Source organism: Halodesulfovibrio marinisediminis DSM 17456 (genome assembly GCF_900129975.1).
In the GTDB taxonomy this organism is placed as follows: domain Bacteria; phylum Desulfobacterota; class Desulfovibrionia; order Desulfovibrionales; family Desulfovibrionaceae; genus Halodesulfovibrio; species Halodesulfovibrio marinisediminis.
Genome location: NZ_FSRG01000004.1, coordinates 722,680 through 745,795, shown reverse-complemented (window position 1 = coordinate 745,795; position 23,116 = coordinate 722,680). Strand labels below are relative to the sequence as shown.

At 44.2% G+C, this 23,116-nt stretch carries 18 protein-coding genes; 10 read left to right on the top strand and 8 right to left on the bottom strand.

What is annotated here, in order from left to right; genetic code table 11:
• Window positions 1-86 precede the first annotated feature (86 nt).
• Window positions 87-1,079, bottom strand: coding sequence for a hypothetical protein (locus BUR09_RS07770; RefSeq protein ID WP_074216362.1), 993 nt, complete (start codon window positions 1,077-1,079; stop codon window positions 87-89).
• Between the two features lie 269 nt (window positions 1,080-1,348).
• Here BUR09_RS07770 and rlmN point away from each other — a divergent pair, with 269 nt between their 5' ends.
• Window positions 1,349-2,401 carry a 23S rRNA (adenine(2503)-C(2))-methyltransferase RlmN gene (rlmN, locus tag BUR09_RS07765; protein WP_074216361.1) on the top strand — a complete coding sequence of 351 codons (1,053 nt, stop codon included), beginning with the start codon at window positions 1,349-1,351 and terminating at the stop codon, window positions 2,399-2,401.
• Window positions 2,402-2,755: 354 nt separating this feature from the next.
• On the opposite strand, the gene BUR09_RS07760 is transcribed toward rlmN, so the two are convergent.
• Complete coding sequence (locus BUR09_RS07760) at window positions 2,756-4,075, bottom strand: YhjD/YihY/BrkB family envelope integrity protein (RefSeq protein WP_074216360.1); 1,320 nt, start codon at window positions 4,073-4,075, stop codon at window positions 2,756-2,758.
• A gap of 136 nt (window positions 4,076-4,211) precedes the next feature.
• Here BUR09_RS07760 and BUR09_RS07755 point away from each other — a divergent pair, with 136 nt between their 5' ends.
• The gene (locus tag BUR09_RS07755) at window positions 4,212-4,610 is read left to right on the top strand and encodes a rhodanese-like domain-containing protein (protein WP_074216359.1); all 399 of its coding nucleotides are present in this window, start codon (window positions 4,212-4,214) and stop codon (window positions 4,608-4,610) included.
• Between the two features lie 62 nt (window positions 4,611-4,672).
• Here the strand turns inward: BUR09_RS07755 and BUR09_RS07750 are convergent, their stop codons facing one another.
• From BUR09_RS07750 to BUR09_RS07740, 3 genes are all read right to left on the bottom strand, one after another.
• Window positions 4,673-5,548: an amino acid ABC transporter permease gene (locus BUR09_RS07750; protein ID WP_074216358.1), complete on the bottom strand. Its 876-nt coding sequence runs from the start codon at window positions 5,546-5,548 to the stop codon at window positions 4,673-4,675.
• Window positions 5,549-5,622: 74 nt separating this feature from the next.
• Window positions 5,623-6,450: a transporter substrate-binding domain-containing protein gene (locus tag BUR09_RS07745; RefSeq protein WP_084539389.1), complete on the bottom strand. Its 828-nt coding sequence runs from the start codon at window positions 6,448-6,450 to the stop codon at window positions 5,623-5,625.
• A 32-nt stretch (window positions 6,451-6,482) separates the two neighbouring features.
• Window positions 6,483-7,301: an amino acid ABC transporter permease gene (locus BUR09_RS07740; RefSeq protein WP_074216357.1), complete on the bottom strand. Its 819-nt coding sequence runs from the start codon at window positions 7,299-7,301 to the stop codon at window positions 6,483-6,485.
• Window positions 7,302-8,821: 1,520 nt separating this feature from the next.
• Here BUR09_RS07740 and BUR09_RS07735 point away from each other — a divergent pair.
• The 5 genes from BUR09_RS07735 to epsC all read left to right on the top strand — a co-directional run bounded on the left by BUR09_RS07735 (window position 8,822) and on the right by epsC (window position 14,047).
• Window positions 8,822-9,817 carry an HD-GYP domain-containing protein gene (locus BUR09_RS07735; protein WP_074216356.1) on the top strand — a complete coding sequence of 332 codons (996 nt, stop codon included), beginning with the start codon at window positions 8,822-8,824 and terminating at the stop codon, window positions 9,815-9,817.
• Between the two features lie 212 nt (window positions 9,818-10,029).
• Window positions 10,030-10,878 carry a Fe-S cluster assembly protein NifU gene (nifU, locus tag BUR09_RS07730; protein WP_074216355.1) on the top strand — a complete coding sequence of 283 codons (849 nt, stop codon included), beginning with the start codon at window positions 10,030-10,032 and terminating at the stop codon, window positions 10,876-10,878.
• On the top strand, window positions 10,875-12,062 hold the full coding sequence (gene nifS / locus BUR09_RS07725; RefSeq protein ID WP_074216354.1) for a cysteine desulfurase NifS: 1,188 nt from the start codon (window positions 10,875-10,877) through the stop codon (window positions 12,060-12,062). Before nifU ends, nifS begins: the two co-directional genes overlap by 4 nt.
• 83 nt (window positions 12,063-12,145) lie before the next feature.
• Window positions 12,146-13,075: a cysteine synthase A gene (gene cysK, locus BUR09_RS07720; RefSeq protein WP_074216353.1), complete on the top strand. Its 930-nt coding sequence runs from the start codon at window positions 12,146-12,148 to the stop codon at window positions 13,073-13,075.
• A 21-nt stretch (window positions 13,076-13,096) separates the two neighbouring features.
• Window positions 13,097-14,047 (top strand): serine O-acetyltransferase EpsC, encoded by a 951-nt coding sequence (epsC, locus tag BUR09_RS07715; protein ID WP_074216352.1) that lies wholly within the window; start codon window positions 13,097-13,099, stop codon window positions 14,045-14,047.
• 149 nt (window positions 14,048-14,196) lie between these two features.
• On the opposite strand, the gene BUR09_RS07710 is transcribed toward epsC, so the two are convergent.
• The 3 genes from BUR09_RS07710 to BUR09_RS07700 form a co-directional block, all read right to left on the bottom strand.
• On the bottom strand, window positions 14,197-15,150 hold the full coding sequence (locus tag BUR09_RS07710; RefSeq protein WP_074216351.1) for a UDP-glucuronic acid decarboxylase family protein: 954 nt from the start codon (window positions 15,148-15,150) through the stop codon (window positions 14,197-14,199).
• Window positions 15,151-15,371: 221 nt separating this feature from the next.
• Window positions 15,372-16,877: a uroporphyrinogen-III C-methyltransferase gene (gene cobA, locus BUR09_RS07705; protein ID WP_074216350.1), complete on the bottom strand. Its 1,506-nt coding sequence runs from the start codon at window positions 16,875-16,877 to the stop codon at window positions 15,372-15,374.
• A 365-nt stretch (window positions 16,878-17,242) separates the two neighbouring features.
• The gene (locus BUR09_RS07700; RefSeq protein ID WP_074216349.1) at window positions 17,243-19,891 is read right to left on the bottom strand and encodes a valine--tRNA ligase; all 2,649 of its coding nucleotides are present in this window, start codon (window positions 19,889-19,891) and stop codon (window positions 17,243-17,245) included.
• 260 nt (window positions 19,892-20,151) lie between these two features.
• Between BUR09_RS07700 and BUR09_RS07695 the strand changes: the two genes are divergently transcribed.
• The 3 genes from BUR09_RS07695 to BUR09_RS07685 all read left to right on the top strand — a co-directional run bounded on the left by BUR09_RS07695 (window position 20,152) and on the right by BUR09_RS07685 (window position 23,116).
• Window positions 20,152-21,420 (top strand): BPL-N domain-containing protein, encoded by a 1,269-nt coding sequence (locus tag BUR09_RS07695; RefSeq protein ID WP_074216348.1) that lies wholly within the window; start codon window positions 20,152-20,154, stop codon window positions 21,418-21,420.
• A gap of 266 nt (window positions 21,421-21,686) precedes the next feature.
• Window positions 21,687-22,379, top strand: coding sequence for an AsmA family protein (locus tag BUR09_RS07690; RefSeq protein ID WP_074216347.1), 693 nt, complete (start codon window positions 21,687-21,689; stop codon window positions 22,377-22,379).
• Window positions 22,380-22,657: 278 nt separating this feature from the next.
• A complete protein-coding gene (locus BUR09_RS07685; RefSeq protein WP_074216346.1) occupies window positions 22,658-23,116 on the top strand; it encodes an NfeD family protein in 459 nt (152 codons plus the stop codon).

Genomic DNA, 23,116 nt, shown 5'->3' with positions numbered 1-23,116 from the left:
AAAAATAGGCCGTCATCGCAAATGTGATGACGGCCTTTCTTTTAGCCATACATTAAAAAACAAGCAGGTAAGACTTCAGAAATTTATTATCCAATTACAGAAGAAACAGCTATTTCACGTAACGTTTGATAGTACTTACGGAACAGCTCTTCCTGTTCCATTGTCGGAGCATTCCCCTCCCCACTAACACCGGACTGGAACATAAGCACGGTACCATCAACCAGCATATACCAGTTGTAATAGTATCCAGCACCGTTGTCGCCTTTCCCATTCGCTGAAAACATCACCCATATACTCTGGGTATTACCGAGTCGCTGAACACCTTGTGCGAGAATTTCAACAGTACCAAAATGTTCTGATAACGTATCCAACGAAACTCGACGTTGAAGTTCCTGCATAACTGCGTCTTCCGAGGACACACGTCTCGCCGGTGCATATTGAATAGAAAAAAAAGGAATACCATTTCCCAAGGCACTTCGATATTCAACAGAACGTCTTGCCCCAGTGGATGCAACCTTCCCCCATGTTTTTGGAATAGAAACACGGCAGGTACGTTTTTTACCACTGGCATTCCATTGATAACGGGTAATAGAAACCAGACCGTCACTAAATTCCTGTTCGGGAGACAATCGATATTTTTCGGTATGGAATAATACAGTGCGTGCCATCTCAGCAGGAAGACCGTTCTCAGAATACTTCTGAACATCTTCTACCAAAGCAATACAAGACGTACAGCCAACAGAGTCAGAAAATTTTCCCTTGCTGGCTGCATACAACTCTCCATCATATTTACGAAAATCTACAGTACCATACTGCTCACTACGTATAGAACTAACAGCATCATCAAGCAGAACGGCAAGTGTACCGGAAGCATTTTCAAACGCTTCTGCATGATCAGGACATATACTGTTACACAACTCCAACCCCTGACTCTGCTTCATGTAGAACGTATAAAGCTCCATATCTACACTGCGCATCGCAGCCGCCCGTTCAACGCGCACATCCCCCGCTAAAGCCTGCACTGTCGCAGTGCACACAATTAGCACCATCGCAACGATACAATTGGTTACAAGCTTCACAGCACCCCCTCCACAACGGTAAAGCAATTCTTACAATGCAATAAAGACACTCTTACATAGCATTATTTCCCTTAAAAAATAAATAGTTATTTCACAGCAAACCTGCATAACGGCCCAACAGACACCAAGCTTTACCAGCTGTGTATTGCGCAAAGGTTTGCCCCGCCTCTTCACAGGGCAACCTTTAATGTATATAGAGTCTGTGGCGATGGCGCACCGCGACCATCCACAGATTCACCGGTACACATTGCCGGAAAAAAGGGGCCGTCATGGTTAATATTCTTGATCTCTCATATGAAGAGCTTGAAGAGTTCCTCGTTGGACTCGGGGAAAAAAAATTCCGCACCAAACAGGTTTGGCAGTGGCTGTGGAATAAATATGTTCAATCCTTCGATGAGATGACAAACATCTCCAAAGTTGTTCGCGCACGTCTGAAGGAAGAAGCATACATCCGCTGGCCGGAAGTTGTTACTACTCAAGAAAGCAAAGACGGCACGATCAAGTTTCTCTTAAAGCTGCATGACGGTGCTCTGGTTGAAACAGTACTGATTCCCGGCTCCAACGGCCGCTACTCCCAGTGCCTTTCCTGTCAGGTAGGTTGCGCTATGGCGTGTACTTTCTGCTCAACAGGCACAATGGGCTTCAAACGTAACATGACCCAGGGTGAAATCTTGGGACAGGTACTCGTTGCACGTCATTTCCTGCAAGACGTTGCAGAACGTCCTATCCTGCGTAACATCGTATTCATGGGAATGGGCGAACCGCTGTTGAACCTGAACAACCTCATCAAGTCTCTCAAAACCATGCACAGCACTCTCGGCCTTGCATTTTCTCCACGCCGAGTAACCGTGTCTACCTGTGGTATTGAGAAGGGACTCTCCGTACTTGGTGAATCCGGTCTTGCATTCCTCGCAGTTTCTCTTCACGCGCCAAATCAGGAACTGCGCGCTGAGATTATGCCTAAGGCTGCACGCTGGAAACTTAATGATTTTATGGACGCCCTCAAAAACTACCCGCTTAAAACACGCGAGCGTATCACATACGAATACCTTCTGCTCGGCGGCGTAAATGACTCTGTAGAACATGCGCGTGAGCTTGTGAGACTCATCTCACAGACAAAATCAAAGCTTAACCTCATCGTCTACAACCCATCCGAGGGAGATCCGTACAAAGCTCCATCAGAAGAAGCGGTTCTCAAATTCCAGAAGTTCCTCTGGGACAAAGGCATTACCGCTATTATCCGCCAGTCTAAAGGAGCGGATATTAAAGCTGCTTGTGGTCAGCTCGTTGCCGACCAAAATAAAAAAGAAGCAGCTTGCTAGAAAAGATAAAGCCCAGAGCGGATTCTCTGGGCTTTTTTTTATCTGTGATACTTTCCACTGATACACTGTCGCTAGCTATAATCTCTCGTTCCTCGAGAACAGCACCGCTTTGAAAAGAGCTTCTCAGGACTCTCCTAAAACTTTCATTTTCGAAGCAGGAACCTTTGCTACACAGTCTCACGGTTTATGATCCACGACCTTTCGCATAATTAATAAGGGGCTGTCCTTCGCATGAAGAACAGCCCTTTTGCAATTCAAATCAGAAAGATTAAGGCGTATGAGCAATTAACTAATTTTTTTTCGCACCAAAAGGTTTTTCCCAAACCTCTGAGGCTAAAAAATGTCAGCAACGTATTACAATTCAGCAAGTGTACAATCTTTTCCACTGGCAAGCTGCTTATACAACGTCTCTACAATAACGATTGAGTCTGGATGTCCTTGCAAGGTATACTGCATCACACGTTCTGGATGATAATGACAAACAGCCGTAATCACCTCTGAAACATACGTTGATGAGGCTGGACGCGCCAAAATATACGCAGCGTTATCTGCTTCAACCTTTGCAGCAAATCCTTTTTCTTCCAGTACGCTAAGTGCATCCTCCACAAGAAGTTGCGATACTTGGAGACTGTCACTCAAAGACTCCACAGTCACTGCCCCGCCATTATTTCTGTATGTCTTGGCAAGTGTTGCCATTACTGCTGTAGCAAGTATGGATTTTTCATAACAACTGGTTCTGCCTGCCAGCATTTTATCTTCTTCAGTAGAACCGTATTGAATAGCGTAACAAATCTCCACACCGAACAACACGATCAACCAACTGATGTAAATCCAAAGAAGAAAGAGCGGAAACTGCGCAAAGCTGCCATAGATAAGGTTGTAGTTATTCGCACCAACAAGATACGAAATGTACACATTTTCAACGCTCTTCCAAAGAAAGACGCCTACCAGTGCACCGACAAAAGCACTTTTTGCCTGAACCTTAAGGTTCGGGATAAAAGCATACGCAAAAAAAAGCAGGAACCAGATCATCACAGTCGGGATCAGTTTCAACAACTGGAAATAGACATAGCTTATGGCATCAATACTGAGCAATCCCTGCAGGATAGAATCGTGCTGCATTGTTACGCTTAAGCTAACAGCAACACCAAGTAAAATAGGTGCAACAAGAACTATAGAGAAAAAGTCTGTAAACTTGCGCCACATTGTGCGCCCTTGCTTTACATTCCATATCCTATTGAATGCAGACTCAATATTCCCCATCAAGGAGATAACTGTAACAAATAACGTGGCAACACCGATAACACCAAGGGTGGTGACATTAGTATTGTTCACATACTGCAGAAGATAATCCACAGCCTTTGTGTTTCCAGCAGATGCGTTAAGAAGAATAAAACGCAATGTCTCGCTATTTTGAACGCCCAGCCCCTTAGAAATGGAAAATAGAACAGCAAGAAACGGCACGATTGAAAGAATGGTTGTGTAAGCTAGTGCTGTTGCCCGTAACATGCAGTTATCGACAAAAAAACCTGTAAATATAACAGATAGACGCCTGCAAAAAATAACCGCCCTTCGTTGCAGCAAAGGCAATTCTTTTACATTAACACTCCACATGCCCTTGGTAACAAAGTGAATCAATGAAGATATATTCATCTTAGAAAAAGAACTACCCATGGTGTATCCTGCTAGTACGCTTTATTAGTTAACAATCTTGTACCAGTCAGCCTACATGCTGTAGCTTGACTCCACAATACTCTTGTAAAACAATATCCCGAAACAAAAGGCTTTCTGATTATATTAGGAGTATCACATGGAAGAGCATATCGATGTCTGCCCACACCTTTCAGATGTTCTACGCGAAATGGACATAGCATTTCTCGTTGCGGGTGAATATGGGATAACAGTTGAAGAGGCCAGTAAATTTATCGACCACGACCATTTTGTATTTCTGGATGTAAGAACACACGAAGAAGCGAAGACGTTACGCTTTTCATTCGCAAAACATATTCCGCTGAATGAACTTCCAGACCGGATGAGTGAAGTGCCTCGCGATAAGTTCATCATCACCTTCTGTCTCTCTGGCTTTAGAGCCTCCATGGCCTACACCTACTTGAGGACACAGGGATATGATGAAATCAAAGCGTTGAAGGGGCGCCTCGACCAACTGGCCGGAGCTATGACACCTGAGCGCTTCTACTCATTACGCTAACCACAAAAAAATCCGTCAATCTCCACAAAGATTGGCGGATTTTTTACTCAACTATTTTGTAGCTAATTCTTCCATACCAAAGCACGTTCCACCCAACGGGACAATATAGAACAACCAAGAGTCAACAAAAGATACATCATAGCAATGGTGATCCAGATTTCGAATACCAAATAGGTAGACGCCATCAGTTCCAGTCCTTGAAAAGTCAGTTCTTGAATAGAAATTACTGACAGGATGGCTGAGTCTTTAATTGTTGAAATAAACTGCCCTGCAAGCGGTGGAATAATTACCTTGAGTGCCTGCGGCAGCACAACAAGTCTCAACTGATCAAAACGATTAAAGCCGAGCGATGCGGATGCTTCCCATTGCCCTCGCTGCACACTATTGACGCCACCACGAACAATTTCTGTAATATATGCGCCTTCATATAAACCAAGTGTTATGACCCCAGTTACAAACTGGACAACCTGCGATGGCTTGCAAAATACAATCGAAATGACAGAATGCAGCCAGGGTGGAAGATCTTGTACAGCTGTATCAAGCGATAAATATTGGGTTAGTTGTGCAGACAGAAAAAAGTACGAAATAAAAATGAGCACAATAGGTGGCATGTTGCGCACTATCTCTACATAGGTACGTGAAATCATCTGCCCAAAATGGCTCTGACTCACCCGCGCAAGTCCCATCAACACTCCCACTACGGAAGCAAGAAGCGTCGCCCATATGCTTAAACGAATTGTAGTGAAAAGGCCTTCGAGTAAAAAGTTAGGCTCCCATGTCCCATTTGAATTCTTCAAAAGAAATTGTGGGATGGTTTCCCAGCTCCACTCATATTGCAACTCGTTTTCCAACTGCCAGTAGAAATAGAGAATGCCGCCACCAATAAGTGCCAGCAGGATATAATCGAGGAGAACAGGTTTGTATCGTTTGTGCTGCATAAGAAAAATGTGGCGGACCAAGTCCGCCACAGTGTTAAATGTAATGTTTCAACCCAGTCATCAATAAATTAAAGCTACTTAAGCAGGGACTCCCACTGTTTGCCTTCGAACCAGTAGTCCTTACGGGCTGTAAGCCAGCCGGAATCGTGCTTGATACGAATCCAGTTATTAAGAACATTCAATGTATCCGGATCGCCTTTACGGAGAGCAAATGCGATAGGTTCTTTTGTAAATGTCCCTTTTACCGGCACAAAAAGTTTTTTCGGGAACTCGTATGCCTTAAACGCAGGAAGCGGAGCACTGGCAAGCATTACGGCTGCACGACCAGTCATAAGCTCCTGCACACACTGTGTTTCTTTTTCAAAAAGACGAATTTCTGCTTTAGGAAAATATTCTTTAGCGGCGGCAGCTGGAGTTGAGCCAATGCGGGCAACAATAATCACACCGTCTTTATTTACATCTTCCAAGGAGTGAATGTTGCCACCTTTTTTCAGTGAAGCAAGAATACCGATTCCGGTGTAGTCGTAAGGATCTGTAAAGTTCACTTTGAGATTACGCTGTGTCGTTACAGACATACCGCCAATAATGACATCAAACTTATCTGAAAGCAGCGCAGGAATAATACCGGACCAAGTTGTCGGAACAAATTCAATTTCAACACCAAGGTCTTTGGCGAGCTCCTTCATTACATCGATTTCAAAGCCGATAAAATTACCGTTCTTATCTTTCATTGCCCAAGGAACAAAAGTTGAAAAACCTACACGCAGCTTATTACGTTCAATCACTTTAGAAATCACGCTTTCCTTATTCAACTCGGACATGACATTCTGCGCAGCTGCAGGAAGGCAAAATACCACAACAAGCAGTAAGGTACTCACTGTTTTCAATATAGCTTTACCCACGGAAATCCTCCACTTTATCTTGGAATCGGTTTCTAGAGGTCATACGAATATTTCTTTTCCAAATAATGTACAACAAAAGATAAACCAACTGTAATCACTAAATAAATAAACGCCACTATAAACCATATCTCAAATGTAAGATAGGTTTCCGAAATGATAGCCTGTCCCTGCATCGTCAGATCATAAATTGCAATAACCGAAACCAATGCGGAATCTTTTACCAAAGACACCGCCTGTCCAGTGAGGGGCGGTAACGTGGCTCGAATTGCCTGCGGCAGTACTATAAGCCTGTAGGTGTGAAAACGGCTAAGCCCCACACTTTCGGCAGCCTCCCATTGCCCCTTAGGAACCGAACTAATGCCTGCCCTGAAAATCTCTGCAATATAGGCTCCTTCAAAAAGTGCCAAAGCAAGAACAGCAGAAAGAAAGCGCTCCATTTCCAAAACCGGTGCAATAACAAAGTACATTATTAACACCTGAAGCATTAACGGCGTATTACGAATGAGTTCGACATAAAAAATAGCTACATAACGGGCAACTATCGAACGTGAAAATCTAAAGAGTACGGCTATCAGCCCGAAAGCAAATGCCAGCACCATGGAGTAACAAGTGATTTCAAGTGTGACTCCAAGGCCTGTAAGTAACGGCCCTGCATGAAATGCTCCGTCTGAAAGCGTAAAAAGATAACGAGGGACTCTACTCCACTGCCAGTTATAGCCAGACGCCTCTGCACCGGAAAAGATACTCCAGACAAAAGCTGTAATCACAGCAAGATACATAGCTAAATCAACGGCAATGGCTCGAGAGTCAGGATGAATATGATGAAAAATTTTACGATAGATATACTGCATGCTGACCAGATAGTACTCCACAAAAGTAAACAATATCCGAATGATACTAAAAAGTTAATCTATTGGACAGATAAACATTCTGCTCTTTCACTTTGGGCTATGTCTTTTCATTTTTGAGGAATTCGTCAAAAAAGTGTAAATACAAACTGATACACAATTCCAAATAAATTTAATCACGTATCAGCTCACTTGCTCTCCCAGCATCACACTTTCATCCCGTTATAACGCATCGAATAATAAGAATAATGATGAAAAATGCAGTGGCGCAAAACTATAAACTTCCTCGAACTCACCAGAGCCTTAATAAAATAAGGAAACACACCTTCCTTTCTATACTCCCTGAATGCATTTCTCGTAGCAAATTTGGTACAATTATACATACGTAATTTGAATTAAATTAAAACGGAAAATGAGAATCTGCGCTGACTAGCCCATTTTCAGGAGCTTTTATTCGCCAACACTCACCTTAGAAATAAAAAAGGACATGCAGACGAGATACCGTCTAGACTTTAACTAAAAAATCAAATAATCTTATTATATCATAATATTAGAGCGATCTAAAAAAAACTTCGAAGTGCTTTAGTTGTCCATTTATCTTCTAATTGCATTATTAATGCAGACATCCTCACCACACTACCCAGCTGCAAAGAGGCAAAAAGCACTGCACTAAAATTGGCATGAAATTCTCTACTTAAAGTTTTTTTATACAAAATAGTAAAAAGCGCTTTTTTTATTCTTCAATTTTTTTTTCATAACTTCATACAGATTTGTTATTCAATTAATAAAAAATCATTAGTAACTTTTTATTACATACAAAATTTGCATGACAAACACGTGATGTCTTACTCACTTTTCTACATTTAAAATAAACAAAGCAGTTTTTTTTACTTTAAAATTGTTTAAGCATTGTTAAATACAAGTACTGTTTTTTTGCTTACAAAAAACTATAGTAAAATATTCAAACAACGATAATACGTTATATACTGCAAAAAATTCTTCGTAGACAAACTACAAAAGATAGCGCAACATGCAGTAACTCTTTTGTAATTTCATCTTGTATAGATTTTGATTAACAAGGAGCAAGCACAGCTTCAGGTTGTGTTTTCAATTTTAACACTCTTTGTCAGGTAAAAAATTTACTGTACAGTTTTTCACTGTTGCTTAACATTTTTGACTGATCAAAGAAGATTGAAGCTGTTTTTTAAATGTTAGAATAATTCTTTGGTAAACAAAGAATAGAAAGTAGGTAATACTCACCAGTGTTATGCTATGTGCATTGTTCTGCGCTTACCCCAGCAGGTCAGAATGTGTTACGCATGTCCGTAACTAAAAAACATAGCAGCCTCAAAACTATGGTGAGCATGTTCTAACTTAAGCACATTAAATGACGTTGCAGACATTTATGGTGCGAATAAATTCCCCTTGTTCAAACCGTACTATGCAATTCACATGTTCCCCAGACGAAGTGTATAAATCTGTCTGCTGTTTAGTGCTTACAACCTTACAGGCTATATCAGGTAATGACACAAGCTGTTCCCCAAGTACCTCTTAGTGAGGATCTGTCGCACGACTTTTTCCCCGTCCTGCCTTCACTGGTCTTGCGTTCGACCCGTGGGAACTACGACATTTATATCCGCAGTGAAGATTCCTTTGCGCTCTATGCTAAAGCTGGAGACAGTTTTACTGAGCATCATGAACGAATCCTGCTCAATAGCGGCCGAAAAAATGTTTATATCAGGCACGATCAACGACCGGAATATTTTGACCACATTACATCCCATCTCGGCGAAGCACTGCTCGACGAAAAAATTCCAAGACCCGCAAGAGCGCAAATTTTTTACGAGACATCCCTAGAAATCGTAGAAGATATCTTTTCTAAAGAACTTCCTCCCACTATAGATCGAGGCCAGTTCAACAGGGTTTTTGAATTTGTAACAAAGGGTGTAAGTTTTCTTACTCTGGAAAATTCCCTTCAAACCATGGGCTCAATCATTGCTCATGACTATCAAACCTATTCACATTCACTACATGTCTTTGTTTACTCCCAGCTTATTCTGCAAACATATTCATTTGCAGAGCGGGACATGGTGCAGTTCGGGCTTGGAGCCATCCTGCACGACATTGGTAAGAAAAAAATTTCAGAAACAATTCTCACTAAACCCGGAAAACTAACTTCAATTGAACGGCAGCATATCAATACCCACCCAGTACATGGTGCCGGTATATGCGCACGCCTTCCACTTTCACAAGACGCTCTCAACTGCATTCTTTTCCACCATGAAAAACTTGATGGTTCAGGCTATCCTTGCGGGCTTAATGATCCGGACATTCCTCTTCCGGTTCGAGCTGTAACCATTGCGGACATCTATGATGCCATCAGGTCTTCAAGACCATATTCAGATGGAACTGATGCGTTCAGAACCTTGCGAATTATGAAGGAAGAAATGGCGACACAAATTGATATGAATGTATTCAGAAGGTTTATCGAAATACTGAGCGGAAATAATGTGATTTAGCATGCAGCTACAAAAAAAATAGTCTGCATTTCTGCCCTGTTCGTATATTCTTAAAATGACCGAAAAATACCAATTGAATTCGGGTTCAATCGTAAACTCCTGCGCATCATTTCAAAAAAAAATGGGTTTCCCCCTTCCCTAACCCATTTTGTATTACTATATTGCAAGGTGCGCTCACAATACTTTTGAACAGAATCCGGAGGATACTTGTAATGTGGGAATACACTGAAAAAGTGCGCGAGCACTTCTTAAACCCAAAGAATGTAGGTGAGATGAAAGACGCCAGCGCTGTTGGCGAGGTGGGAAGCCTTGCTTGTGGTGATGCGCTTAGACTCTACCTTAAAATAGATGACAATGACCGTATCGTTGACGCCACATTCCAGACCTTCGGGTGCGCCAGCGCTATTGCATCATCTTCTGCACTGACTGAATTGCTTAAAGGCAAAACTCTCGAAGAAGCAGAACAGATTTCCAACAAAGATATCGCCGAATTTCTGGGCGGTCTTCCTGAAGAGAAAATGCACTGCTCCGTTATGGGGCAGGAAGCGTTAGAAGTTGCGATTAAAACCTACCGCGGTGAGCCTGTAGAAGTTCACGAGCACGAAGGTAACATCGTATGCCATTGTTTTGGCGTTACCGATGAGCAGATTATGCGTGCTGTGAAAGAAAACGGCCTCACAACTGTAGAAGATGTTACACACTACACCAAAGCTGGTGGCGGCTGTGGTAACTGCATCGACGATATTCAACGAATCATCGATGAAGCCACAGGTAAAGCTGCTGTGTGTGAAGTGCCAAAGACACCAACCCGCCCTGTTCTTTCTAATATTGAGCGTATGCAGCTCGTAATGAAAGTGCTCAACGAGGAAATCCGTCCACGCCTGAAACAGGACGGCGGCGACGTTGACCTTATTGATATTGAGGGACACATTGTAAAAGTTGCGCTGCGCGGCATGTGCACTAGCTGCCCATCCAGCCAGCTGACTCTCAAGAATGTTGTGGAAAAGGCATTGCAGGAACAGGTAGAACCTGAACTTACCGTTGTGGAGGTATCGCAGTGACAACAATCTATCTTGATAACAACGCAACCACAAAAATTGACCCACTCGTACTGAAGGAAATGATGCCGTTTCTTACAGATTACTACGGCAATCCTTCCAGTATGCACAAATTCGGTGGTCAAGTCAGTTCACATATTGCCAAGGCACGTCATCGGCTTGCGTCTCTTTTGAACGTACAACCAGATGAAATTATTTTCACCGCAGGCGGTACAGAAAGTGACAACACAGCTATTTACTCAGCGCTTGAATCACAGCCGGGTAAAAAGCATCTCATCACCACCCGTGTCGAACACCCTGCAATCCTTAACGTGTGCCGTCATCTCGAAGAACATGGTTATGAAGTAACCTATCTTGATGTAGATGAAAAAGGTCAGCTCAACCTTGATGACCTTCGTGCAGCCTTACGTCCTGACACCGCTATTGTTTCCATCATGTACGCTAACAGCGAAACCGGCGTTATCTTCCCGATGCAGGAAATCGCCAAGATAGTTAAAGGACAAGGCGTAATGCTGCACACTGATGCTGTGCAAGCTGTCGGTAAAATAGACCTCAACCTCCAGACACTTCCTGTGGACTACCTGTCCCTTTCCGGCCACAAAATTCACGGCCCTAAAGGCATCGGTGCATTATTTGTTCGCAAAGGTGTTCCATTCCGTCCTCACCTGCGTGGAGGACACCAGGAACATGGACGCCGTGCCGGTACCGAAAACACTGCGTCAATCGTTGGTCTTGGTAAAGCTGCAGAACTAGCTCAGCTGAACATGGATATTGAAAGCAACGGCGTTAAACATATGCGCGACGTTCTTGAGGAAGGACTTCTCAAAGCTATCCCTCAAGCTATCATTAACGGTGACACAGAACACAGATTGCCAAATACCACCAACATCTCCTTTAAACATGTTGAAGGTGAAGCAATCCTGCTCATGATGGATGGATTTGGTATTGCAGCAAGCTCCGGCTCTGCATGCACATCCGGAAGTCTTGAACCATCTCACGTACTCCGCGCAATGGGCGTGCCGTTCACCTTCGCGCACGGCTCCATCCGATTCTCTCTTTCCCGCTTTAACACCGATGAAGAAATCAAAGTAGTACTTCAGGAGCTTCCTCCTATCATTAAGCGCCTACGTGAAATTTCTCCTTTCAAGTGTAACAACAGCGCAGACGCGCCGAAATGTCCCTGTTAATAACAGACCCTAAGACTACACTTCTGGGTCGGACAACGCATATAGTTTGTCCGACCTTTTTTTTCATCCTATAAGGAACTCCCATGAACATTGCAGATTCAATGATTGACCTTGTTGGCAAAACACCATTAGTGCGACTCAACCGCGTTTCAGAAAACGTTGAGGCAGAAGTTATCGGCAAGCTTGAGTCCATGAACCCATGCTTCTCCGTTAAAGACCGTATTGGCTTCAACATGGTGCAGACCGCTATTGATTCCGGTAAAACTAATGAAGAGACTGTATTTGTTGAAGCAACTAGCGGTAACACCGGCATCGGCATTGCCTTCACCTGCGCTGTAAAAGGCTTTCCACTTATTCTCACCATGCCGGAATCCATGAGTCAGGAACGCCGAGCCCTGCTCAAAGGTTTTGGTGCTCAGCTCATCCTGACCCCAGCCGCTAAAGGCATGGCTGGCGCTGTTGAAGAAGCAAACCGCATTACTGAAGAAAACCCTAATGCCATCCATCTTCAGCAGTTTGCAAACGAAGCAAACCCTGCAATTCACCGTAAGACAACTGCAAAAGAAATTCTCGCAGACACTGACGGCACCATCGATATTTTTGTTGCAGGCGTAGGAACTGGCGGCACAATTACCGGTGTTGGTTCCGTACTTAAACAACATAACAAAGAAATTAAGTGCGTTGCTGTCGAACCAGATGCATCACCTGTTCTTTCAGGCGGCGAAGCCGGTCCTCATGCAATTCAGGGCATCGGGGCAGGTTTTATACCGGAAGTACTCGACAGGAACGTGATTGATGAAATAATACGAGTAACCAACGAAGACGCACTCGCCATGGCACGTCGCCTTATGAAAGAAGAAGGTATCATGTGCGGGATTTCGTCTGGAGCAAATGCATACGCGGCGTTACAGCTCGCAAAACGACCAGAAAACAAAGGTAAGCGCATCGTATTTATTATCTGCGACACAGCAGAGCGTTACCTTTCAACCCCGCTTTTTACAGAAGCTGACTAGCAAACTCGCAAGGGAGACCTCATGCAACGTAATTACGCTGAACTGGAGCAACACAATATGACAGAACTCGACAATGTCGTTGAAGAGCTCTGCGCTCCAGAATCTTACGCTGCGGTATACCATCGTTCCAAACACGATGCCCCAATGCCTTCAACAGAGGCATTGCTTGAACTGGTAGAACGACTTAAGGCTGCCCTTTTCCCAGGCTATTTTGGGGATAAAACCGTACGCCTTGAATCCATGCGGTACCATCTGTCTGCAAACCTTGATTCTATTTATCGAATTCTTGCAGAACAAATTAAACGCGGTGGTTGTTTTATCTGTGCTGAGTTTGCTGACGAGTGCACTTCTTGCGAAGAACATTCACGTACCACAGCCATGAAGTTTGTTCAGTCGCTGCCAAAGCTGCGTAGACTTCTTGCTTCAGACGTAAAAGCTGCATTTGAAGGCGACCCTGCCGCAAAAACTCCAGGTGAAACCATCTTCTGTTACCCATCTATTACAGCGATGATTCATCACCGTATTGCACACGAACTCTACCGTCTTGAGGTTCCTATTATCCCTCGTATCATCAGTGAAATGGCTCACTCCAACACTGGAATCGACATTCACCCGGGTGCTCAGATTGGTGAAGAGTTCTTTATTGACCATGGTACAGGCGTCGTAATAGGCGAAACCTGCATCATTGGTAAATGCTGCCGTCTCTATCAGGGGGTAACTCTCGGTGCGTTGTCATTCCCTAAAGACAGCGATGGACTGCTTGTAAAAGGCAACCTGCGCCACCCAATCCTTGAAGACAATGTTACTGTTTATGCAGGGGCAACAGTGCTTGGGCGCATCACCATCGGTCACGATACCATGATAGGTGGTAACGTCTGGATTACACATGATGTGGAACCAAACTCAAAAGTTGTTCAGTCACGCACTACTAAGCCGAAGAAAGAAGAAAAATTGGTGGGCGAAAAGGCCTAATCTTAAATTGCTGCCTGCGAGGTAAGTCCATCACAAGCGTTGATCACGGCTTATTGCCTCACTACCTTTCATTAAATTTAAAAAGGGCTGTCCCTGTTACCAGGACAGCCCTTTTTTCTTTCATGTCTTTCTAAATTAACAGCTCGTGCTTATTCTTTTTTGCTTTTGAAGTACTCAATGGTCTTCTGTAATCCCTCTTCGAGGCTCGTTGTTGGAGACCAATTAAGCTTTTCACGAGCCAAGCTGATATCCGGCATACGCTGTTTCGGATCATCATGCGGAAGAAGATTAAATTTAAGCACGGAATTAGAATTCGTGAGTTCAATAACTTTTTCAGCCAATTCACGGATAGTTATCTCGTGAGGATTACCTAAATTTACTGGCCCCCCGAACGAATCATCTGTTCTATCCATAAGGCGGATCATGCCTTCTACCAGATCATCCACAAAGCAAAACGAGCGGGTCTGCATCCCGTTACCGTAAATTGTCACAGGCTCTTCTCTGAGAGCTTGAATAATAAAATTAGATACGACACGCCCGTCATGCGGATGCATCTGCGGACCATATGTATTAAAGATACGAGCTACTTTTATTTTTACATCATACTGACGCTGGTAATCGAAAAAAAGCGTCTCCGCACAACGCTTCCCTTCATCATAGCAGGAACGAATCCCTTTAGGATTAACCCTGCCCCAGTAATCTTCTGTCTGCGGGTGTATTTCTGGATCGCCATATACTTCTGATGTGGAAGCCTGAAATATCTTTGCACCGGTACGCTTTGCGAGTCCCAACATATTAATAGAACCATGCACACTGGTTTTTACTGTCTGAACAGGGTCATACTGATAATGTATCGGTGATGCCGGACACGCGAGGTTGTAAATTTCATCTACCTCAACATAGAGCGGAAAAGTTATGTCATGCCGGAGTAACTCAAAATATGGATCTTCAAGCAGGTGGACAATATTCTCTTTGGTGCCTGTGAAAAAATTGTCCACACACACTACTTCACACTGTTTTTCCAACAAACGCTTACACAAATGCGCCCCGAGGAACCCTGCTCCGCCTGTTACCAGCACTCGCTTTTTCGGTGTAAAAGTCATGCGTACCCCTTCGCTAAAACATACTCATTTTAAATATGATTTCAGGTACGTAGAGTAATTACTCTCACAGTTTTATTCTTTGATAATTTACATAAAAAAAGAGGATAGAACAAAAGTTCTATCCTCTTCTTATATTCTTACACTACCTCAACCAATCTTTCGAAAGGTAGTGGCGCATATGCCGCCGGAGGCTCGTCGAAGACCTGCCGGAGGAAATCTTACTATAACTTTTCTACCAACTCATCCACAAGTGCAGGAATGGTGTAATCTTCCGGCTGAATATCCGGAGTAAAACCAAAGCGCTCAAGAGTTTTTGTAGTGATCGGACCAATAGAAGCAAGCTTCACTTTGTCACGATGTTCTTTGATCATGTCTGGGGACACGAGATCGAAGAAGTTTTCAACGGTAGAAGAAGAACCGAAAGTTACGCAGGAGAGCTCACCGCTTTTGATGAGTTCAAGAACTTCGTCACGCTGCTCACCTGCTGGCTTGGTTTCGTATACAGGAAGAATATCTACCTGTGCACCAGCTTTGCGGAGTTCTTCCGGCAATACTTCACGAGCTACTTTAGCGCGTGGAAGCAGAATCTTGCTGCCGTCCATACCACGCTCAAGAAGTCCTTTTACAACGCCTTCAGCAACGTATTTTTCTGGAATAAAATCAGGCTCAACACCTTTTTCACGAAGAATATCAGCTGTTGCTGGGCCGATTGCCGCAACTTTGCAGGAACCGAGAGCACGGGTATCAAGACCAAGCTCTGCAAGCTGATTCCAGAAATGCTTTACGCCGTTAACGGAAGTGAAGATAACCCACTCGTATTCGTTAAGGGACTTAATTGCTGCATGTACTTCACTGTAGTCAGCAAGCGGATCAATTTTGATAGTTGGGAACTGAATTACGTTTGCGCCAAGCTTGGTAAGGGATTTTGCCATACCGCTTGCCTGCTCACGAGCACGAGTTACTACTACGCCTTTACCGCGCAGTGGAAGCTGTTCGAACCAGTTAAGTTCTTCACGGAGCTTAACTACGTTACCAACAACGATGAGAGAAGGAGAGGTAAAGCCCTGCTTTACGCCTTCTTCAGGAAGAGTTGCGATAGTTGCAGACATGGAACGATGCTTTGCTGTTGTACCCCAGTGCACAAGTGCTGCCGGAGTATCAGGGTCCATACCGTTTTCAATAAGCTGCTTGGAAATATGCGGCAGATTCTTCATACCCATAAAGAACACGAGAGTGGATGTTCCGGTAGCAAGGGACTTCCAATTATGGGAAGAACCAGGCTTATCTGGGTTTTCGTGACCGGTGATAAAGGACACGGAGGAAGCATAATCACGGTGGGTCAGCGGAATACCAGCATATGCAGGACCTGCGATAGCAGAGGTAATACCCGGTACTTCTTCAAATGGTACACCGGCAGCAAGCAGTTCCTGAGCTTCTTCGCCGCCACGACCGAACATGTACGGGTCGCCACCTTTCAGACGTGCAACAGATTTACCCTCTTTCGCTTTATCAACGATGAGCTGGTTAATACCTTCCTGACTCAGAGTGTGGTCGCCGCCTTTTTTACCTACGTAGATAATTTCGGCTTCAGGCTTTGCGTAAGAAAGAAATTCAGCATTCGCAAGATAGTCGTACACAATAACATCTGCGGTACTCAAAATATCACGGCCTTTAATTGTCAGCAGGCCGGGATCGCCCGGACCAGCACCGATAAGGTAAACTTTCATCATTCCTCCGGTAATAATCAGGAACCGGAGTTGCCTCCGGTTCCCTGATAATAACTTTATCTTACTTGATGGAACAAAACTGTGTTTGCCTCCGGCGGCTCTCCGAGGAACAAGGACTCTGCCCCGCACCCGCATGACCGCGGACTGCTAATGGCTTTTTTTCAAAGCCCGTTAACATGCAACCAGTTATGTGTACTCCCCCATCTCAGCCAACAACCTATTGCAAAAACGTATATTCGTTTTGCAACAAATCCAATCGCCTAGCATGGGGTGCAGGGGAAATTATTTCCCTGCTCGTCGGAGACAAAAGCGCCGCAGGCATATACCTGCCCAGCCTCCAACTCTTAGCATCCTAAACTTGCTTACTAGCCCATTGCGTCAACAAGACGCTTCTTAAGCTTAAGCAGTTTCTGCTGGGTATCTTCAAGTTCGGCAGCGCGAGCTTTCTCTTTTTCAACAATAGCAGCCGGAGCGTTGTTAACAAAGCTTTCGTTACGAAGCTTGCCGGAAGCCTGTTTGAGATCTTTTTCAACTTTACCGAGCTCTTTATCAAGACGGGCAAGTTCGTCTTCAAAGTTTACGAGACCTTCGAGAGGTACGATAACCTCGTTACCCTGAACTACGCTGGAAGCAGAAGCTTTTGGTGCTTCAACGTCTGCGCCAAGTTCAACGCCATCGAGACGAGCGAGAGCCTGCATTACTTCCATTGCATCTTCGTACAGTGCTTTTGCTTCATCAGATGCAGTACGAACAAGCACACTGAGACGAGTCTGCGGAGCAACATTGAGCTCTGCTTTAATGGTACGAATTGCAACAATTGTTTCCTGAATGAGGTTCATTGCAGCTTCAGCTTCGGCATTTTCACATGCAGGACGCATTTCAGGATACAACTCAGTTGCGATGTCTTTGTTTTCCATACCCGGCAGCACGCTCCATACCTGTGCGGTAATGAATGGCATGATTGGGTGAAGGATAACCATCATTTCCTGCAAAACAGTCCAGAGTACAAACTGTGCTTTTTCTGCACGCTCGCCGCCTGCACGCATATCAGGCTTGATAAGCTCAAGGTACCAGTCGCAGAACTCGTTCCAGATAAACTTGTACATGATCTGAGCAGATTCGTTGAAATGGTAGCTTGTAATAGCGTTATCCATATCTTTCTTCACAGATTCAAGACGAGAAAGAATCCAGCGGTGATGTACGCCGTCGATTTCGTCAAATGCGAAAGTCTTAGGCTTTCCTTCCGGCAGGTTCATCAGCGCGAAACGAGCTGCGTTCCAAATTTTGTTACAGAAGTTACGGTAACCGTCGATGCGCTGCTCAGACAACTTAATGTCACGCCCCATTGCTGCGAATGAAGTCAGAGTAAAGCGCAGGGAGTCACAACCATACTTGTCGATCATCTCAACCGGGTCGATAACGTTACCTGTAGATTTGGACATTTTCTTGCCCTGCTCGTCACGTACGAGAGCGTGGATGTACACATGATGGAACGGTACTTCGTCCATAAAGTGCAGACCCATCATCATCATACGGGCAACCCAGAAGAAGAGGATGTCAAAACCGGTAACAAGTACAGAAGTCGGGTAGAATGTATCGAGCTCTTTAGTTTTTTCAGGCCAGCCCATAGTGGTGAAAGGCCAGAGAGCAGAAGAGAACCAGGTATCGAGAACGTCTTCGTCCTGTACAAGATTCTTGGAACCACACTTACAGGTGGTTGGATCTTCTGTAGATACAATAAGCTCACCACAATCCTGACATGTCCAAGCCGGAATACGGTGTCCCCACCATATCTGACGGGAAATACACCAGTCACGAATGTTATCGAGCCAGTGGTTATAAGTCTTAATCCAAGACTCTGGGAAAATCTGAGTAAGTTCAGGTACAGCTGCACGAGCACGTGGAGCAAGTTTAGTCATTGCTACGAACCACTGAGTGGATACGTACGGCTCAACAATAGTTTTACAACGGTAACAGTGACCAACACTGTGCTCATGTTCTTCGATTCGATCGAGGAAGCCTTCAGCTTTCAGTGCTTCGAGGATTTTTACACGTGCTTCAACGCAAGTAAGGCCTGCGTATTCACCGGTATCTTCGTTAAGAGTACCGTCTTCGTTGAGGATATTCATTACCTCAAGACCATGTTTGCGACCGAGCTCCCAGTCATTATGGTCATGCGCAGGGGTAACTTTAAGACAACCTGTACCAAATTCGATGTCTACGTAACTGTCACCGATGATGTCGAGTTCACGACCCACAAGCGGAAGAATTGCTTTCTTACCGATGAGATGGTTGAAACGCTCATCATCAGGGTTAACAGCAATCGCGGTATCCGCAAGCATAGTTTCAGGACGGGTGGTTGCGATAATGAGTTCGCCGGAGCCATCCGCAAGCGGGTATTTAACGTAGTGCAGAGCACCTGGTTCGTTAGCGTGATCTACTTCGTCATCAGCAAGAGCAGTGTGACAGCGAGGACACCAGTTGATGATGTAGTCGCCTTTATAAATGAGATCCTGCTCGTGAAGTTCTACGAAAACTTTACGAACAGCTTTGGAAAGACCTTCGTCCATGGTGAAGCGTTCACGGGTCCAGTCAACGGATGCACCCATTTTGCGAACCTGATTAAGAATACGGCTGCCGTACTCTTCACGCCATTCCCATACACGTTCAACAAATTTTTCACGGCCAAGATCGTGACGACCAAGCCCCTCAGTTGCAAGCTTACGCTCTACAACGTTCTGAGTAGCAATACCTGCGTGGTCAGTACCCGGTACCCACAGAACTTTTTTACCTTTCTGACGCTGGTAGCGGCAAAGAATATCCTGCAAAGTAAGGTTAAGAGCGTGCCCCATGTGCAGAGCACCGGTGACGTTTGGTGGCGGAATAACAATAGAATATGGTTCACCTTCGGCATCCATATCCGGTGTGAACACGTTGTTTTCTTCCCAGTACTTACGCCACTGGTCTTCAACTGTTTGAGATTCATAACCCTTAGAAAGAGCGTTTTCCGCCATACTGCTACTCCAGATTCGTTATTGTATTCAGGCGCGTAACGCCTGATTTTGTATCATTATGTACCCCAGACACACGTTGCATGACCGTGGTGCCTGCGGTTTATGGGTTCCCCCCGCATCAGCAAGAGAACATTCCCTCTAACTGCACTTCAGGACACCCCTTTTTCAAGTTAGTATTGTAACTATTTGCACTCGCTGCCCTCGCTTGGTAGAGTGCGCTTCCACGACTGAAAAAAGTCAGATTAATTAGCGGAAGGACAATGTCAAGCATCTATATATTATGGGACGAATCCCACCTATGGGGTCTACTCGTCTGGCGGGCACTGGAAGCAATGAAACTTCCATACTGCATTGTGCGGGGAGAAGAAATAGCGCAGGGTTTGCTTTCTTGCAACCCACCAGCCTTACTTCTTGCTCCTGGCGGCAATGCCAGGCTCAAAGCAAACGCCCTTGGCTCCAAAGGAATTGAAGAAATACGTAAATATGTTGCTAATGGCGGCAAGTACCTTGGCTTCTGCGGTGGCGCAGGACTTGGTCTTACCGGTAAAAACGGGCTTAATCTTTGCCCGTGGGAACGCGCCAAATTTACCAACCGCATGCAACATTTTGTAAGCGGTCATCTTCATTCTTCTATCGGTGCAAACATTACTCACGCCGCCGACCTGATTCCAGATAATTTTCCGGAAAAACCAGCGCTTCCAGTCTGGTGGCCAGCCAGATTCTCCCCAAAAGAAAATACCGACGTTGAAATCCTAGCCAGCTACTCAACTCCGGGTAATGACTTTTGGATTGCCGACCTGCCGCTAAACACCTTGCCGCCAGGAACCTTCAACGAATGGGAATCACTGTACGGCATCAAACTTCGCCCAGAATTCCTCGAAGGACAACCATGCATTCTTACAGGAAAATTCGGGAAAGGTCGCTATGTACTAAGCTACACGCACCTTGAGACTCCGAATTCTCCTGAAGCAAACGCTTGGCTTGCCCATATTATCAATACACTTACCGAAGGCACGATTACAGCAAAACAAACGTTGGTAACAGACTGGCACCCAGCAACTGAAACGCCGCAATGGACGGACGAACAGTTGCTGGAAGCAAAAGGGATATTTGACGATATTGTTACAATTGGCAAGAACCATTGTTTATTCTTTGCAAGAAATTCATGGCTTATCGGATGGCGAGCTGGAATTCCGGGTGCAAACCTGAACAACCTTTATAACAGCTTATGCTCTGCCGTTTCAATGAAGCCAACCCCTGCAGCTCAAGAATTCTGGAACGACGCCTCTGAAGATTTTATGCGCAATCTGAACATCTTTTATGAAGGAGTGAAAGGATACCTCCTGGCTGAACGTCTTGCTATGACCCTTTCAAAAACATTCCCTGAAACAGTTTCATCGGAATCGCTTCGCAACCAACGGACAGCCTTATTTGGCCCCCCTATGGCCAGCGGCGGAGTATATCTGGAACTTCTTAATACGTTAGATCACCTTGTATATCTTTTGTTGCCACACACTATCGAGTCGTAAAAATCTATAAATACGCATAAAAAGCATCAAGCGTATTTTACTACAGCGTAAACAGCAAAGCTCATTCTGTTGTAACCATCCAACAGAATGAGCTTTTTTATGTTGTAACGATTAAAACTCATTGTAACACATTCAAACTGTTATGAAGTGTAGCCATCAACACTTCAGTAGACGGGGTATTCTTTTCTTTAATCCTTGCTGCAAGACTCTCATAATTCTATCGTTACAGTTGAGATCGACACACACCTGGCAAGGAGTCTCTTTCCATGAAAAAGATTTTCTTATTAATGCTGCTTTCCGGCGTAATAGCATTCGGAATTAGCTCGTACACAACGGTTTCCATAAATCCAATCCTAAAAAAAACAGCACATTACATAGGGCCTAAAGTCATGGGCACTCGAGTGCAGCTTGAGGATGCCAAACTGTCCACTCTTTCCGGATATGGGACCATCCACAATGTATACCTTGCCAATCCTGTCGGATTCCCCCGCGGGCACTGCATCCAAATAGGGGAAATAGATATAAACATGCTCCCATCATCCATTGGCACTGGAACCATCATCATTGATAACCTTACGATTAAAGCAATGGATATCTCGCATATAACCAATCGCAAAGAAAACAACTTTGATATCCTGCTCCAAAACTTACGAAACAAACTTCCAGAACCACGTGAATTTCCGCCTAATCCGTCAAAAGACATTGACTACAAGAAAGTTATCGGAAACCGATATATCATTAAGAATGTACACGTCATTACCCCTTCTGTTAGCGGCTCTATGCCTAAACCGCAAAAAGCCAACTTCAGTGTAATAATGGATGACATGCATTTTACTGATATAGGAGAAGCGGAAAACGGTGTTCCATTTTTAGTAGCCCTTGAACAAATCCTTACTAAAATCGAGCATAATGTTGAGTACGCTATTATGGACACTCATTTTCGCTATAAAGATAGATAAAAATTTTGAACAACAAACTATTTTATGAATATTTTTTTATTATAACAAAACGAGAGCAGCACTCTTATTAAAGCAATAATCTTCAAATTTTTAATAATAAAAGACACCCCAAACAAAGAGCACACGTAATATAACTATTACATGTGCTCTTTTATATGTTCTTTTTTCTTTTTTGTAATTATTAACAGTATATTTCCGTTTACTCGATCAACTGCAAATGATACTCGTCTCCACCTACGCATAAGGAGATATAGCATGCAATATGGAGTATTCATTTAATGTTTACCATGGATTTTGATGTCAATTTTCTCTGGCTGGGCTGGTTTGCGTTAGCAGTTGCCTTCTTTCTTATTGAAATATTTACGCCAACCTTCATTATTATTTTCTTTTCAGCCGGAGCCTTGTTTGCAGGCTGTGCAGCATTGCTGGATCAGTCTCTGACCTTCCAAGTTGTAACATTTTTCTGTGCTTCTGTTGCATTGTTAACTCTTCTGCGAAAACAAATGCCAAAGATATTTGGTCAGACTTCTTCTGATGATGAAGTCTTCAAAGATGCAGCTATAAACGCAACCGCAATCGTTGTTGAATCAATTTCAAGCACGATCAGCGGACGCGTAAAATATCAGGGTACATTCTGGAACGCCGAGGCAGACGAAGCTATTCCTTCCGGTTCTACTGTAACCATTCTCGCCCGCAAAGAATCTGACCCCAATACTTTCATTGTTAAAAAGGATTAA